This window comes from Novosphingobium sp. GW835-FHT14H07, from assembly GCF_058793515.1.
Map to the genome: position 1 here is coordinate 40,768 of NZ_JBXAFX010000014.1, position 14,219 is coordinate 54,986.

Here is a 14,219-nt window from a genome sequence, read left to right on the forward strand (position 1 = left end):
TCCCACCTGCGGGAACCGGTTCCGGTGTCGAAGCTTCGCCGTTGTAATTCGGGTACAAAGATAAAATCAGGAGATTCCATATGCGAAACCTTCTTGCCGGGAGCGCGCTGGCGCTTGCCGTCGCTTCGAGCCCTTCGTTCGTGGCCGCCCAGTCGACCTCCACGACAGCAACCGCAACCACGTCAGACACCACCGCTGCAACCACGGCGACCGGCACCTTCTCGCCGACGCCCGACCAGCAGCTTCAGATCGACGCATGGGCCGCCGAACAGAAGAGCAGGTATGCGGCATGGCCCTCCACGTACCAGGAGTACTTCTGGAGCCTCGATGCTGATCAGCAGAAGGGCTGGTGGGCGCTGACCGACGAGCAGAAGGCGCAGATCTATGCCATGACGCCGGAACAACGCACGCAGGTCTGGCCCTCGATCGTGGCGCAGGTTTCCGGCAAGGCAGTGCCGTCATCCGGTGCGATGCCGGCCCAGCCCAATCCCGGCATGGGTACGCCCGCAACGCCAGCCACTCCCGCAGAGCCTGCAACGCCTCCCTCAGGCGGGATGAGCAGCATGGACAGCAGCACTACCGGCAACATGACCCCGCCGCCCGCCTCGGCCATGAACAAGAAGTATCCGGTCTGCAGCAAGACTGTAACCGACAGCTGTCGCAATCGCGGCGGCATCTAAGGGCTACTGACGATCGTCGCGCAATGGGGCGTCGGGAAACCGGCGCCCCATTGCGTGTGCACAGCGGTTGACCCGGATCGCTTGAGACGGAACAACCCGCCCCGCGTACGAGGGGAGAAGCGCCAAGATGAATCCGATTCGCCAGCATGGTCGCGTTCTGACTGCCAGTCTGGTCGGGACGGCGGTAGAGTTTTACGACTTCTACATCTACGCCACGGCGGCCGCGCTGGTCATAGGGCCATTGTTCTTCCCCACCGAATCGGAGGCAGCACAGACGTTGCTGTCCTTCATGACCTTTGGCCTCGCGTTCTTTGCACGGCCCGTGGGCGCCATTGCCTTCGGCCACTTCGGCGACCGGATCGGGCGGAAGTCGACGCTTGTCGCCTCGCTGATGCTGATGGGCGGCTCGACCTTCCTGATCGCCTTTCTGCCGACTTACGCGATGATCGGCTGGGTCGCGCCCGCGCTGCTGTGCTGCTTGCGCTTCGGCCAAGGCTTCGGCCTTGGCGGCGAGTGGGGCGGAGCCTCGCTGCTCGCGGTGGAAAACGCGCCGAAGGGGTGGGAAGCCCGCTTTGGCTCTGCGCCGCAGCTGGGCGCCCCACTAGGTTTTCTCTGTGCCAACGGGCTGTTCCTGTTGCTCGGCAAGGGGCTGTCGGATGCCGACTTCGCCGCCTGGGGATGGCGGGTGCCGTTCCTGGCGAGCGCGCTGCTGGTTGGTCTTGGCCTGTGGGTACGCCGCAGGATCGGCGAAACACCTGCGTTCAAGGAAGCACTCGAGAAGGCAGAGCCGCCCAAGGTGCCGGTCGGTCTGCTGTTCCGCAATCATCTTGGCGCCGTGCTGGCGGGGATCGCGGGCGTGGTCGCGTGCTTTGCGATCTTCTATCTCGCGACGACTTTTGCGCTGTCCTTTGCCACGACCAGGCTCGGTTATGCCAAGCAGGAGTTTCTAGGGCTTCAGCTTGGCGCCAACAGCTTCCTTGCGCTCGGCATTCTGGTTGCGGGGTACTGGGCGGACAAGGCCTCGGCGCGGCTTGTCCTTGGCACCGGGGCGGCGCTGACGATCATCGTCGGCATGATGTTCGGCACCGGCCTTGGCGCGGCATCGCCTTGGGTGGTCTTCGCCACGCTGGCAAGCGCGCTGTTCGTGATGGGGCTGGCCTATGGACCGCTGGGCTCCTGGCTGCCGACGCTCTATCCGGTCGAAGTCCGCTACACCGGCATTTCGGTGGCGTTCAACATGGGCGGGATCATCGGTGGCGCATTGGCCCCGTTCGCGGCGGCGTGGCTCGCCGGCATAGGCGGCACGGCCTATGTCGGGCTGTTCCTGACGCTGGCTGGCGCGATGACTCTGGCAGGCGTGCAGTTCTCGCCCCGACAGGCGGATTAGGACTTCAACCGCATCAGCGTGATCAGCGCCTTGCCGACCTTGCGCTCGGCATCGACCTCGCACACGCGCAGGTCGGGCACTTCCTTGGCAGCCGTTTCAAGGCAGATCCAGGTCGCCTCGCCGATCCAGCCAAGCCGGGTCAGCCGGTCGATCGCGACGGCACCTGCGCCGGTACCATAGGGCGGATCAAGCATGACGAGGTCGAGCGGCTGCTTCACCGGGCCGAGGCTGAGCACCGACGAGGCGCGCACATCACATTGCGGGGCGCAGCGCAGGGCCGCGATGTTGGCGCGGATGGTGCGGATTGCGCCTGCGTCCTGCTCCACGAAGATTGCCGACGCCGCTCCGCGTGACAGCGCTTCGAGGCCGAGCGCGCCCGACCCTGCAAACAGGTCGGCGACGGTCAGGTCCTCGAAGCTGCCGAGGCGGCTGGCCAGCATCGAGAACAGCGTCTCGCGCGTGCGGTCTGCAGTGGGGCGGGTGGTGTCACCCTCGGGCGCGCGCAGGGGCCGTCCGCGCCATTCTCCGGCTATAATTCTCATTTGGCTTTCAGTGTCTTGCGGAAGCGTTCGACCATGAACTGCGGGATCTCCTCGACCGAGCCGCGTTGCAGGTCAGCCAGTTCAAACGGGCCATAGCTGGTGCGCAGCAGACGCGAAACTTCCAGGCCGAGATGTTCGAGCACGCGACGCACTTCGCGGTTCTTGCCTTCGGTCAGGGTCAGCTCGATCCACTTGTTGCGGTTGGCGCTGCGCTCAAGATTGGCGTTGATCGGGCCATAACGCACGCCGTCGATTTCGATGCCTTCCATAAGTTCTTCGAGCCGCGCCTGCGTGATGTCCCCGAAAGTGCGGGCGCGGTAGGTGCGGGGAATGCCGGTAGAGGGCAGTTCCAGCGCGCGCTTCAATTCGCCATCGTTGGTCATCAGCAGCAGCCCCTCGGTATTCACGTCGAGGCGGCCGACCGGCATGACGCGCGGCGCGTCCTTGGGCATGGCATTGCGCAAAGCGGTGTAGATCGTGGGGCGACCGGTGGGGTCGCGCTCGGCTGTGATCAGGCCTGCAGGCTTGTGGAAGCGAAACAGGCGCGGAGCAGCTATCGGGCCGACCATCTTGCCATCGACGCTCACCCCCTTGAGGCTGGTCAGCAGCGTGGCGGGCGTGGTCACGACCTCGTCGCCGATCTTGACGCGGCCTTCCTCGATCATGCGTTCCACCTCGCGGCGGCTGGCAATTCCTGCGCGGGCCAGCAGCTTGGCGATGCGATCGCCCTCGCGCTCGGAGCCATCGGCGTTCGGCGCGCGCTTGGCGGGAACGACCGGCTGCGACGTGCGCGGCGCACCGCTGCGCATGGAGAAAGGCTTCTTTTCAGTGGTACCGGGCCGAGGGCTGAACCGCTTCGGCCTGTCGCCACCGTTTCTTGGGGGAAAAGTCATGGGGCAGCCCTTACGCGAGAACGCCTCTTGCGTCACCCCTAGGGTCAGGGCCCATTACTCACACCTTCGAGGTTTGAGGCAAAATGGCCCAGCGCAAGGCGGATGGGCGCGGGAATAGTGGTTCTATTTCAAGCCCATCCAACGCAGCGATGGGCCATTTTGGTCAAATCCCTCTGGGACGCCGGAATGGCTTCCATTTCGAACGGAAATCCGCTTGGAAAGGCAACCAGCCTTCCCGGCGCGGATTTCCGCCCGATATGTTCGCCATTCCGGCGCCTCGGAGGTGTGAGTAATGGGTCCTGACCCTAGCGCCGCTGGAATTGGCCGCTAGTCTGCCAGCAACATTTGAGGGAGCGCAGTCGTCGATGAGCACCGAGGCCAGTGACCGGAACCTGTGGGACTCGGTGCGCCCCTATCTTGAGAAGGAATCGCTGGCCGCGTTCTTCCTCGGCGTGTCCTCGGGCTTCCCCTATGCGATGATCGGCGCGACGCTGACGACGCGTCTGGCGCAGGACGGGATCGACAAGAAGACGGTCACCGCCTTTACGCTCGCGTTTCTCGTCTACAACCTGAAGATCTTCTGGGCATGGCTGGTCGACGGTGTACATCTGCCGCTGCTCGGGCGCATGGGGCAGCGTGTATCATGGATGCTGCTGGCCGGATCTCTGGTCATGGCCGCAGTCGCCAACTTGGCGCTGGTCGATCCCTCGGCGGATCTTGGCGCGACGGTGCTGGCGGCAGTGCTGGTGGGCGTCGCGGGGGCGACTTTCGACATCGTGATCGACGCCTACCGCATCGAGACCTTGAAGCCCTACCAGCTCGGCACCGGCTCGGGCATGAGCCAGTATGGCTGGCGCATCGGCTCGGCAGGGGCAGGGGCGCTGGCGCTGTTCATGGCGGCGCGTTCCGGCTGGAGCGCGGCCTATCTCGCCTGTGCACTCTTCGCCCTGCCGGCCATGCTGACGGCGCTGATCCTGGGTGAACCCGAACGCCACCGCGAGCCCACCGCGCGCAAGGGAGTCGGCGAAGTCATTGCCTCGATCATCGGGCCGTTCGGCGAATTCTTCCGCCGTCACGGCGCCTGGCTGGTGCTGCTGTTCATCCTTGTTCACAAAGTGGGCGACACGCTGGCGAACCTCACCTTCCGGCTACTGTTCGACGATCTCGGCTTCACCAACGACGAAATCGCGATCTGGGACGTTGGCGTCGGCTTCTGGGCCTACCTGATCGGCGTGTTCATCGGCGGCGTGGCTTATGCGAAGATGGGCCTGAAGCGCTCGGTCCTGCTGGCGCTGGTGCTGATGGCGGTGTCGAACCTTTCCTTCGCGGCGCTTGCGGCGGCTGGCCATTCCAACCTGGGCATGGCCGGCGCGATCGGATTCGAGAACGTCGCCTCGGGCTATGGCGGCGTCGTTGTCGTCGCCTACTTCTCGGCGCTGTGCGACTTGCGCTACACGGCGGCTCAATATGCGCTGATCTCCGCTGCTGCGAGCATCGTCGGCCGCTTTGCCACCGGCACCACCGCAGGCGCGCTGATCGAGGGCATGGGCTACGTGAACTTCTACCTGCTCACCACGGTGCTGGCGCTGCCGGGCATCGTGCTGTTCTGGTGGATGAGCCGCAGCGGCCTTGTCGATGCGGCGATGGGCACGGCGGGCGAGGAGAAGTCGGACGCCGATCCTTTCGCCTGATCAGTCCGGAATCTCGTCGTTCATCCGCAGCACTTCGCCCGCGAGATAGAGCGAACCGACGATCAGCACGTCACCCTCGGGTGGCAAGGCGGCCAGCGCTTCAGGCACGGTGGCAAAACTGCCGACGGGCAGGCTGGTGAACGGCGCAAAGTCAGCAGGCTTGTGCGCATCGTGCCCGGGGGCCGGTACGACGGAGATTGACAGGGCGCGGTCCGCCAGCGGCGCGAGTATCGCCGAGGGGTCCTTGTTGGCCAGCATGCCCATGATCAGGTGCACCGGTGGCTGGCCTTCAAGATGCCGCGCAATCGCACGCCCCGCATCGGGATTGTGCCCACCATCAAGCCAGACGGTCCGCCCGCCTGCCAGATCTGTCATCGGCCCCGCGCCCAGACGCTGCAAGCGCGCAGGCCACCGCGCATCGACGATGCCCTTGCCGAGCGCGCCCAGCGTCACCTGCACGGCATGCTGGTGCCGGATCATCGCGACGGCCAGCGCCGCATTCTCTGCCTGGTGCGTCCCGGGCAGGGCGGGGAGGGGCAGCGGCAACTCGCCATGCTCGTCGCGATAGAGGATCGAGCTGGCAATCTCGGCATCCCAGTCGCGCCCACGCATGATCAACGGCGCACCGATTCGAGCCGCCGTCTCGGCCACCGAATCGGCGGCGACTTGGCTATAGGCCATCGTCACGAGCGGCACGCCGGGCTTCGCGATGCTGGCCTTTTCGAACGCGATCCGGGCAAGCGGATCGGTCGGCACGCCCTCTTCGGGCGCGAGCAGGAACGCTTCATGGTCCATGCCCAGCGTCGCAATCCCGCATACCGCAGCGGTCGGCATCACGTTGGTGGCATCGAGCCTGCCGCCAAGCCCGGTTTCGATCACGCAGGCGTCCGCAGGCGTGCGCGCATAGGCCAGGAAAGTGGCGACCGTGGTCACCTCGAAGAAGCTCGGCTCAAGCCCTTCGCCCGCGTCCATCACTTCCTTGAGCAGCGCGGCGAGCAGGTCATCCTCGATCAGCTTGCCGGCGATGCGGATGCGTTCGTTGTAGCGGACCAGATGCGGCTTGGTGGCGGAGTGAACCGTCAGCCCTTCGGCCTCGAGGATGTATCGCAGGTAGGTGCAGGTCGAACCCTTGCCGTTGGTTCCAGCAACATGGAACACCGGCGGCAGGCGGTCCTGCGGATTGCCAAGCCGCGCGCAGAGTTCGCGCACGGTATCGAGGCCAAGGCGCCCCGATGGCAGCGACAGTGCCCCGAGGCGGTCAAGCTGCGCCTGCACCGCCGGGTTCTCGGAGATCGCGAAGTCCTTCAAGCAACCCCTCCGTCATTGGCGTTGCCAATGCCACCTCCCCATTTGCACTTCGTGAAAACGGGGAGGAACTTTGCTGTTGGTGGAGGGGCCCTTAAGCCGCCGCCTTGCCCGCCATCAGGTAATCGATCACCTGCGCCAGCGTCACCTTCAGGTCGCGGCGGTGGGTGACCATGTCGACCATGCCATGGGCGTGGAGGTATTCGGCGCGCTGGAAGCCTTCGGGCAGCTTCTCGCGGATCGTGTCCTGGATGACGCGCTGTCCGGCAAAGCCGATGAGCGCACCGGGTTCGGCAATCTGCACGTCGCCCAGCATCGCGTAGGACGCGGTCACGCCGCCGGTGGTCGGATCGGTCAGCACCACGATGTAGGGCAGGCCTGCCGCACGCAGGCGGGCGATGGCCACGGTCGAACGCGGCATCTGCATCAGGCTGAGGATGCCCTCCTGCATGCGCGCGCCGCCTGCTGCGGTCACGGCCACGTAGGGGCACTTCTCCTTGATCGCGCGCTCGCATCCGGCGACGAAGGCATTGCCCACAGCCATGCCCATCGAGCCGCCCATGAACGCGAATTCCTGCACGCCGACCACGGCTTTCTGCCCTTCGATCCTGCCGAAGGCATTGGTCAGCGCATCGGCATGGGGATTGGCAGCGCGGGCGGCCTTCAGGCGATCGACGTACTTCTTGCTGTCGCGGAACTTGAGCGGGTCTTCCTTGACCTTGGGCGCGGGCAGCAGCTCGTAGCCAGCGTCGAGCAACTGGTCGAACCGTGCGTCGGCACCAATGCGGCCGTGGTGGTCGCAATAGGAGCAGACCGAGAGGTTGTCCTCATAGTCCTTCGTGAACAGCATTTCGCTGCACGAAGGGCACTTGATCCACAGGTTGTCCGGCGTGTCCCGCTTCGGCGTGAAGGGGAGGGCGTTACGGACCTTGTTGAGCCAGCTCATACGAGTTCCTTGCGGGCAGAGTGGACGGCGGCGGCAAGCGCAGCGGTGAGTTCCTTCACCGGTCCTGCCGCATCCGCGCCATGCTTGGCGACGAGATCGATGAAGGCCGATCCGACGACAACGCCATCGGCAACCTTGGCAATGGCCCCGGCCTGTTCGGGCGTGCGCACGCCGAAGCCGACGGCAACCGGAATCGTCGCCGAAGCCTTGATCCGCGCCACGGCCTCTTCGATGGACGATTGCGCAGCCTGCTGCATCCCGGTGATCCCGGCGACCGAGACGTAGTAGAGAAAGCCGGACGAACCTTCGAGCACGGCGGGCAGCCGCGCATGGTCGGTTGTCGGCGTGGCGAGGCGGATCAGTGAAACGCCGGCCGCGCGCAGGGCAGGGCCAAGTTCGGCGTCTTCCTCTGGCGGAATGTCGACGCAGATCACGCCATCGACGCCCGCCTTGACGCATTCGGCGGCGAACCAGTCGGCGCCACGGATGGTCATCGGATTGGCATAGCCCATCAGCACCAGCGGCACTTCCGGATGACGCGCGCGGAATTCGGTGGCGATGCGCAGGATATCGGCCGTCTTGGTGCCAGCGCCGAGCGAACGCAGATTGGCCAGCTGGATCGCCGGCCCATCGGCCATCGGATCGGTGAAGGGCATGCCCAGTTCGATCACGTCCGCGCCCCCTTCGACGAGAGCGTCGAGGATGGAAGCAGTGGCGTCAGGCGTCGGATCGCCGCCCGTGACGAAAGTGACGAGGGCGGGACGGCCCTTGGCGAAGGCGGAGGAGAGGCGGGTCACAACGAAACTCCCAGATGCTCCGCCACCGAGAAGATATCCTTATCCCCCCGACCGCACAGGTTGGCGAGGATGATCTGGTCCTTGTCCATCGTCGGCGCGAGCTTCTTGACGGCGGCGATGGCGTGGGCGGGTTCCAGCGCGGGGATGATGCCTTCGGTGCGGCAGAGCAGCTGGAAGGCGTCCAGGGCTTCCTTGTCGGTCACCGAGGTATAATCGACGCGGCCGATTTCCTTGAGCCATGAATGCTCGGGCCCGATGCCGGGATAGTCGAGGCCCGCCGAGATCGAGTGGCCTTCGGTGATCTGGCCGTCTTCGTCCTGCAGCAGGTAGGTCTTGTTGCCGTGGAGGATGCCGGGGCGTCCGCCTGCGAGCGATGCAGCGTGCTCCTTGTCCAGCCCATGGCCCGCCGCTTCCACGCCGAGCATCTTGACGCTGGCATCATCGAGGAACGGGTGGAAAAGGCCGATGGCGTTCGAACCGCCGCCGATGGCCGCGACCAGCACGTCAGGCAGGCGTCCGGTGCGGGCGAGCATTTGCGCGCGCGCTTCCTTGCCGATCACGCTCTGGAAATCGCGGACGAGTTCCGGATAGGGGTGGGGACCTGCGGCAGTGCCGATGATATAGAACGTGTTGTGCACGTTCGCCACCCAGTCGCGCAGCGCCTCGTTCATCGCATCCTTCAGCGTGCCCGCGCCCGCGGTGACGGGCACGACTTCGGCGCCCAGCAGCTTCATGCGGAACACGTTGGGCTTCTGCCGCTCCACGTCGGTTGCGCCCATGAAGATCACGCAAGGCAGGCCGAAGCGCGCGCAGACCGTGGCGGTGGCGACGCCGTGCTGGCCCGCGCCGGTCTCGGCGATGATCCGCGTCTTGCCCATGCGCATGGCGAGCAGGATCTGGCCGATGCAGTTGTTGATCTTGTGCGCGCCAGTGTGGTTCAGCTCGTCGCGCTTGAACCAGACTTGCGCACCGCCTAACTCTTCGGTCAGCCGTGGCGCGAAGTAGAGCGGGCTCGGTCTGCCAACATAGTGTTCGAGCAGATCGTCGAACTCGGCTTGGAACGCCGGGTCGGCCTTGGCCTTGCGATATTCCTGCTCGAGATCGAGGATCAGCGGCATCAGCGTTTCGGCGACATAGCGACCGCCGAACTGGCCGAAGTGGCCGCGTTCGTCGGGCTGGTTGCGGAAGCTGTTGGGAGTCTGCGCGTTCATGGGCTCGCGCTTGGCAGAGCCTTTGCGGAAAGTCCAGATTTGCAATGCCTTCGCCTTTGGGGCAGGGGCGGTGCAAGGATACCATGCTGCATTGCGGCAACCTGCACGATCCGTTCATGTGCGGGCAATCTTGATCAGACTAGGGCGTCCTTGCAACGTCGTGAAGGCGGCTCCGAAAGGGGTCGCCTTTTGGCGTTGTAATAATGGCCAAGTAATTCTCGAAAGTATCTGCGATTGTTAGGCTGCCGAATGTTGCAGCTATGTCACATCCTCGGATGGATTTGAATTTCTTGTGACTTTCGTCATTGTCTCCGAACTGGACCGGTTCTACCTGCCGCCTCGCCACCTTCACAGAAGGGGCCAAAAAGTCAGGAGTAAAATCTATGCGTCTGGTTCTTATCTCTCTCGCCGCCTCGCTTGTTGCGGCTACCCCGGCTCTCGCCAACGAAACCCGCGTCGAAGCACGTGGCGGCGTTGCATGGAGCGATGGTGAAAGCGAAGCAATCGCTGGCGTGGCCGCTGGCTACGACTACGACCTCGGTGAAACCGCTTTCGTCGGCGCCGAAGTTTCGGCTGACAAGCTGCTGACCGAAGGCACCAAGGTTTCGTTCGGCTTCAACGGCCGCGTCGGTGCGAAGATCGCCGAAGCTGGCAAGCTCTACGCTGTTGGCGGTTACAACACCGAATTCTGCGACCTGTGCGACGGCACCTGGACTGCCGGCGCTGGCTACCAGCACTCGTTCGGCAAGCTCTATGGCAAGGTCGAGTACCGTCACTTCTTCGTGAAGGACAGCACGATCGACGTCGACGCAGTTGCTGTCGGCCTCGGCGTGAAGTTCTGATCGAACTTCGCCACAAGCGAAATGAAGCGGGCGGCCTCAAAAGAGGTCGCCCGTTTTCGTTTGGGCGATCAGCACAAGGGCGTCGCTATCACTCCGCTCCTGGAGGCGGGAGGGGGTGTGCTTGCGACGTGTCGGCTTTCAGCAGAGAATCAGGCAGTTCGTGCGTTAAAGCAGAATGTGCGGATACGGTCGGCATCCTTGACGCCCGGAGCGCTTTCCACGCCCGACGACACATCGACCAGCGACGTGCCGGTGCCGCGCACGGCCTCTGCCACGTTCGCGGGCGAAAGCCCCCCGGCAAGCCCCCATGGCAGCGGACCCTTGTAGGCACGCAGCAGGTCCCAATCGAACGCAAGGCCAAGGCCACCGGGTAGCGCCGCGCCCTTCGGCGTCTTGGCATCGAACAGGATGAAATCGGCAACCCCGGCATAGGCATCGGCCTTGGCCACGTCGCCCGGGCCTGCCACCGAAATCACCTTCCACACCGGCTTGCCGAAACGGGTGCGAATTGCCGCCGCCCGCGCCGGGTCTTCCTTGCCGTGCAGTTGGATTGCGTCGAGCCGGGCCGCGGCCACGGCATCGCCCAGAGCCGCATCATCGGCATCGACGAACACGCCGACGCGGGTCAACCGGCCTTCGGCCTGCATGGCCAGGGCCGGAGCATCGGCCAGCGCAAGAAAGCGCGGGGAGGGCGGGAAGAAGTTGAACCCGACATGGCTTGCCCGCGCCTCGATCGTGGCGGAAAGCGCGTCGCGGGTGGTCACCCCGCAGATCTTGATGGACGATACAGGCATGAGCGGCGCGTTAGGAGAGGCGCGCCGCCCATGTCAATCAGGCCTCAGGGCGCCAGTTCGTAGCTGACGTTGACGGTCACGGTCATTTCAAGCTCGCCTGCGGCCACTGGCGAAGCGCTTTGCACCATGGCCTTTTCTGCCCGGGCGAACATCACGGGCGGCTGCGGCGGCGCCCAGCCACCGTTTTCGCTGATCGAGAGCACGCGGACAACGCGCAGCCCTGCGGCCCTGGCATAGAGATCGGCCCGCGCCCGCGCCTTCTTCATGGCTTCGAGCCGCGCCTCGTCGAGGGCACCATCGGGGCTGTCGATCTGGAAGGTGGGGCCGTTGACCTGGTTGGCACCGGCCGAAACCAGCGTATCGATGACCTTGCCGTACTGGTCGAGCTTGCGCTGGCGGACCGAGACCTGGTTGGTCGCCTGATAGCCGATGATGACCGGATCCTGCTGTTCGAAGGAGCCGTCGGGCAGGCGCTTGGGCTGGCCGTAGACCGGGTTCACCGAGAGGTTGCTGGTCTGGATGTCGCGCTCGGCGATGCCGGCTTTCTTCAGGGCGGCGATGACAGCGGTCATCCGCTGCGCATTCTCGGTCAGCGCTTCGCCCGCTGTCTTGCCCTGCGTGGTGACGCCGGCGTTGAACACTGCGAGGTCAGGTGTGCGGGCGGATTTGCCCTCTGCCGAGATGTTGAGCAGGGTGTTTCCAGCGGCGACGACGGGCCCGGACGAGACGGCCTGCGCGTGCGCACTCTGCGCAAAGCCTGCGCCGGCGAGCGCGACCAGCGGCAGTGCGGCAAGAACGGTTGCGGATTTGAAGAACTTCACGGGGCTTGTCTCCTGATGGATTGCGGCAAGACTTGCCCAGTCCAACTGTCGCACACCTGAACTGGTGCCCGGTTAAACGCGAAACCCCGGATTAATCCTTCGCGGTTATGTGATGTTCATGTTGGGTGGGGGGAATACATGAAGCGTTCGGGGCTGATTCTTGGAGTTGCACTGGCCAGTCTGCTTGCTGGATGCGCCGCCGAGCCTGACGAATATCCGCTCAGCCGCAAGCAGGCATACGACAAGCTGCTCTCTGCCCGCATCGCGTCGTCCGGAGACGGGCCGTTCTTCCGGTTGCGGACGACCATCACCGGCAATGGCGGCTCCGAAGTCACCTATGATGCCCTGGGCGACATGGCCCACCGCGTCTGCCACATGCACCTGACCGAGCTTGAGCCCGTGCTGACCAAGGTCAAGGTGACCTGCGAGGGCGGCGGCGCCGGGGAAGGCGCAGCGGCAGGCATGGCCCACAACATGATCCGCAACCGCGTGATCGAACTGGTCGATGCCACGCTGAAGGACCGTCCATTCAACCCGGAGCTTGCCGGGGGCTCGACTGCCTACCGCTGGCCAAGCGACGGTGTTGATGGCAGCTTTGCAGGGGCTGCAGGCAAGGCGCTCAAGCAGGATGCCGAAATGCACCGCGACATTGCTGAGGCCGAGCAGGCTGCGAGCGAGGCACAGGCCGAAGTGCCGAGCGATTATGGCGATTCGGCTGCCGGTTCGGAACCGTCGCCCGAATAGACCGCTCAGCTAAGGTCTTTCTCAAGCACAACCATGCGGAACGGCACGGCCTCGCCATTGGGGAACGGCCGCGTCTCGCCGCTGCGCGCATACCCGCGGCGTTCGTACCAGGCGATCAGTTCGGGCCGCGCGTCGATGACGGTCATTTCCATGAGCCGCGCGCCGAACACTTCGCTTGCCATATCCTCGGCATCGGCAATCAGTGCGCGGCCCAGGCCTTCGGCCTGAAGGTCGGGATCGACGCAAAGCATGCCGAGATAGGCGCGGTCCTGGCCCACATCGGTGATCGTTACCGTGCCTGCCAGCGCTCCGTCGATCTCGGCGAGCAGCACCCTCGATGATGTCGAGGCAATGGTCTCGGCGAGTTCCGCGTCGCTCGTGCGTTCGTCGTCGAGCAGGTCCGCCTCGTGCGTCCAACCGCGCTTGGCGGTGTCACCGCGATAGGCTTTCTCGACCAGCGCCCGCAGCGCTGGCACGTCCCCAGCCTTGGCCAACCGAAAGCGGATCATGGGGTCAGAGCGTTGCCTCGATCGCGCGCGCGGCGGCGACCGGGTCTTCCGCGCGGCTGATCGGGCGGCCGATCACCAGCACGCTGGCGCCCGCATCGCGTGCGGCGCGAGGGGTGACGGCGCGCTTCTGGTCGCCCAGCTTGCCGTCGGCAGGGCGCAGGCCCGGCACCACGAAATAACCGTTCCTCCAGCGCTTGTGGATCGCTCCGACCTCATGCCCCGAACAGACGATGCCATCGAGCCCGGCTTCCTGGGCGAGGTCGGCAAGGCGAAGCGCCTGGTCATGGGCCGAGCCGCCAACGCCCATCGCCGCCATGTCGCTGTCGTCGAGGCTGGTCAGCACCGTCACGGCGACGACCTTGGTATGCTCCCCTGCCGCCGCCTTGGCATCCTCCATCATCGCGCGGCCACCGCCGGCATGGATCGTCACGATCGCCGGTTCGAGCACATGGATCGACTGCATCGCGCCCGCCACCGTGTTCGGGATGTCGTGCAGTTTCAGGTCGAGGAAGATCGGCAGGCCCACCTTGGCCACCTCGTGCACGCCATGATGACCATGCGCGCAGAAGAACTCGAGGCCCAGCTTCAGCCCGCCGACGTGGCCCTTGACCTTATGGGCAAGCGCGATGGCGGCGTCGAGCCGGGGCAGGTCGAGGGCAAGGTAGATCGGGTTGCTCACGGGGTCTCGCTCTTGAGTGTATCCGCGTCACGCGCGGTTTCGAGATTGGTCGACGACAGCGAAGGCGCGGCCTTGGCGCCAAGCGATGCCTCGAGGTTGGCAATGCGCCGCGTCAGCCGCCAGCGCGTCGTCCGGTACAGCAGCCAGGTCGGGACGAGACCGAGCAGGAAAGCAAGGATCACCAGCGCGGGCAGGCGGGTCTCCAGCAGCAGGCCTTCCCAGATGCGGACCTCGACCGGTTGCCAGTTGGCTGCGGTGAACGCAGCCAGCACGCCAACGACGAGTACCCAGAAAATCGTGCGCAGCATCCTCATGCCTTTCGCTCCGTGAGCCACCCGTCCTGCTCCGATGATTAGGACAGGTTAAGTCTCTTGGCGA

The 14,219-nt window shown here is 65.0% G+C and carries 16 protein-coding genes; 5 read left to right on the forward strand and 11 right to left on the reverse strand.

Translation table 11 applies throughout. The features are described 5' to 3' along the window. Positions 1–80 precede the first annotated feature (80 nt). A complete protein-coding gene (locus AC1Q5P_RS13785; RefSeq protein ID WP_492519225.1) occupies positions 81–680 on the forward strand; it encodes a hypothetical protein in 600 nt (199 codons plus the stop codon). 127 nt (positions 681–807) lie between these two features. Next, a complete protein-coding gene (locus AC1Q5P_RS13790) occupies positions 808–2,067 on the forward strand; it encodes an MFS transporter (RefSeq protein ID WP_492519226.1) in 1,260 nt (419 codons plus the stop codon). Here the strand turns inward: AC1Q5P_RS13790 and rsmD are convergent. Beyond that, a complete protein-coding gene (rsmD, locus tag AC1Q5P_RS13795; RefSeq protein ID WP_492519227.1) occupies positions 2,064–2,609 on the reverse strand; it encodes a 16S rRNA (guanine(966)-N(2))-methyltransferase RsmD in 546 nt (181 codons plus the stop codon). The genes AC1Q5P_RS13790 and rsmD overlap by 4 nt on opposite strands. Beyond that, positions 2,606–3,418 (reverse strand): pseudouridine synthase, encoded by an 813-nt coding sequence (locus AC1Q5P_RS13800; RefSeq protein WP_492519228.1) that lies wholly within the window; start codon positions 3,416–3,418, stop codon positions 2,606–2,608. Before AC1Q5P_RS13800 ends, rsmD begins: the two co-directional genes overlap by 4 nt. 449 nt (positions 3,419–3,867) lie before the next feature. On the opposite strand from AC1Q5P_RS13800, the gene AC1Q5P_RS13805 reads away from it, so the two are divergent. Continuing rightward, positions 3,868–5,193: an AmpG family muropeptide MFS transporter gene (locus tag AC1Q5P_RS13805; RefSeq protein ID WP_492519229.1), complete on the forward strand. Its 1,326-nt coding sequence runs from the start codon at positions 3,868–3,870 to the stop codon at positions 5,191–5,193. Here AC1Q5P_RS13805 and AC1Q5P_RS13810 read toward each other — a convergent pair whose 3' ends face one another. The 4 genes from AC1Q5P_RS13810 to trpB form a co-directional block, all read right to left on the reverse strand. Further along, positions 5,194–6,501 (reverse strand): bifunctional folylpolyglutamate synthase/dihydrofolate synthase, encoded by a 1,308-nt coding sequence (locus AC1Q5P_RS13810; RefSeq protein ID WP_492519230.1) that lies wholly within the window; start codon positions 6,499–6,501, stop codon positions 5,194–5,196. Between the two features lie 91 nt (positions 6,502–6,592). Continuing rightward, the gene (gene accD, locus AC1Q5P_RS13815) at positions 6,593–7,444 is read right to left on the reverse strand and encodes an acetyl-CoA carboxylase, carboxyltransferase subunit beta (RefSeq protein WP_039334295.1); all 852 of its coding nucleotides are present in this window, start codon (positions 7,442–7,444) and stop codon (positions 6,593–6,595) included. Continuing rightward, entirely contained in the window at positions 7,441–8,241 is an 801-nt protein-coding gene (gene trpA / locus AC1Q5P_RS13820; protein ID WP_492519231.1) for a tryptophan synthase subunit alpha, read from the reverse strand. Before trpA ends, accD begins: the two co-directional genes overlap by 4 nt. Next, a complete protein-coding gene (gene trpB, locus AC1Q5P_RS13825) occupies positions 8,238–9,452 on the reverse strand; it encodes a tryptophan synthase subunit beta (RefSeq protein ID WP_039334290.1) in 1,215 nt (404 codons plus the stop codon). The genes trpA and trpB overlap by 4 nt, the downstream gene beginning before the upstream one ends. A gap of 383 nt (positions 9,453–9,835) precedes the next feature. Here trpB and AC1Q5P_RS13830 point away from each other — a divergent pair, with 383 nt between their 5' ends. Beyond that, the gene (locus tag AC1Q5P_RS13830; protein WP_492519232.1) at positions 9,836–10,294 is read left to right on the forward strand and encodes an outer membrane protein; all 459 of its coding nucleotides are present in this window, start codon (positions 9,836–9,838) and stop codon (positions 10,292–10,294) included. A gap of 149 nt (positions 10,295–10,443) precedes the next feature. Here AC1Q5P_RS13830 and AC1Q5P_RS13835 read toward each other — a convergent pair whose 3' ends face one another. Both AC1Q5P_RS13835 and AC1Q5P_RS13840 read right to left on the reverse strand, forming a co-directional pair. Then, positions 10,444–11,088, reverse strand: a complete 645-nt coding sequence (locus tag AC1Q5P_RS13835; RefSeq protein WP_492519233.1) for a phosphoribosylanthranilate isomerase — start codon at positions 11,086–11,088, stop codon at positions 10,444–10,446. Positions 11,089–11,132: 44 nt separating this feature from the next. After that, positions 11,133–11,909: an SIMPL domain-containing protein gene (locus AC1Q5P_RS13840; protein ID WP_492519234.1), complete on the reverse strand. Its 777-nt coding sequence runs from the start codon at positions 11,907–11,909 to the stop codon at positions 11,133–11,135. 138 nt (positions 11,910–12,047) lie between these two features. On the opposite strand from AC1Q5P_RS13840, the gene AC1Q5P_RS13845 reads away from it, so the two are divergent. Next, positions 12,048–12,653, forward strand: coding sequence for a hypothetical protein (locus AC1Q5P_RS13845; RefSeq protein ID WP_492519235.1), 606 nt, complete (start codon positions 12,048–12,050; stop codon positions 12,651–12,653). A 5-nt stretch (positions 12,654–12,658) separates the two neighbouring features. On the opposite strand, the gene AC1Q5P_RS13850 is transcribed toward AC1Q5P_RS13845, so the two are convergent. Genes AC1Q5P_RS13850 through AC1Q5P_RS13860 form a run of 3 tightly spaced genes read right to left on the reverse strand, consistent with a single transcriptional unit; the run spans position 12,659 to position 14,155 of the window. Next, positions 12,659–13,162, reverse strand: a complete 504-nt coding sequence (locus tag AC1Q5P_RS13850; RefSeq protein WP_039334280.1) for a GNAT family N-acetyltransferase — start codon at positions 13,160–13,162, stop codon at positions 12,659–12,661. 4 nt (positions 13,163–13,166) lie between these two features. Next, the gene (pyrF, locus tag AC1Q5P_RS13855) at positions 13,167–13,841 is read right to left on the reverse strand and encodes an orotidine-5'-phosphate decarboxylase (protein WP_492519236.1); all 675 of its coding nucleotides are present in this window, start codon (positions 13,839–13,841) and stop codon (positions 13,167–13,169) included. Continuing rightward, positions 13,838–14,155 carry a lipopolysaccharide assembly protein LapA domain-containing protein gene (locus tag AC1Q5P_RS13860; RefSeq protein ID WP_062348484.1) on the reverse strand — a complete coding sequence of 106 codons (318 nt, stop codon included), beginning with the start codon at positions 14,153–14,155 and terminating at the stop codon, positions 13,838–13,840. Before AC1Q5P_RS13860 ends, pyrF begins: the two co-directional genes overlap by 4 nt. Positions 14,156–14,219: the final 64 nt, after the last annotated feature.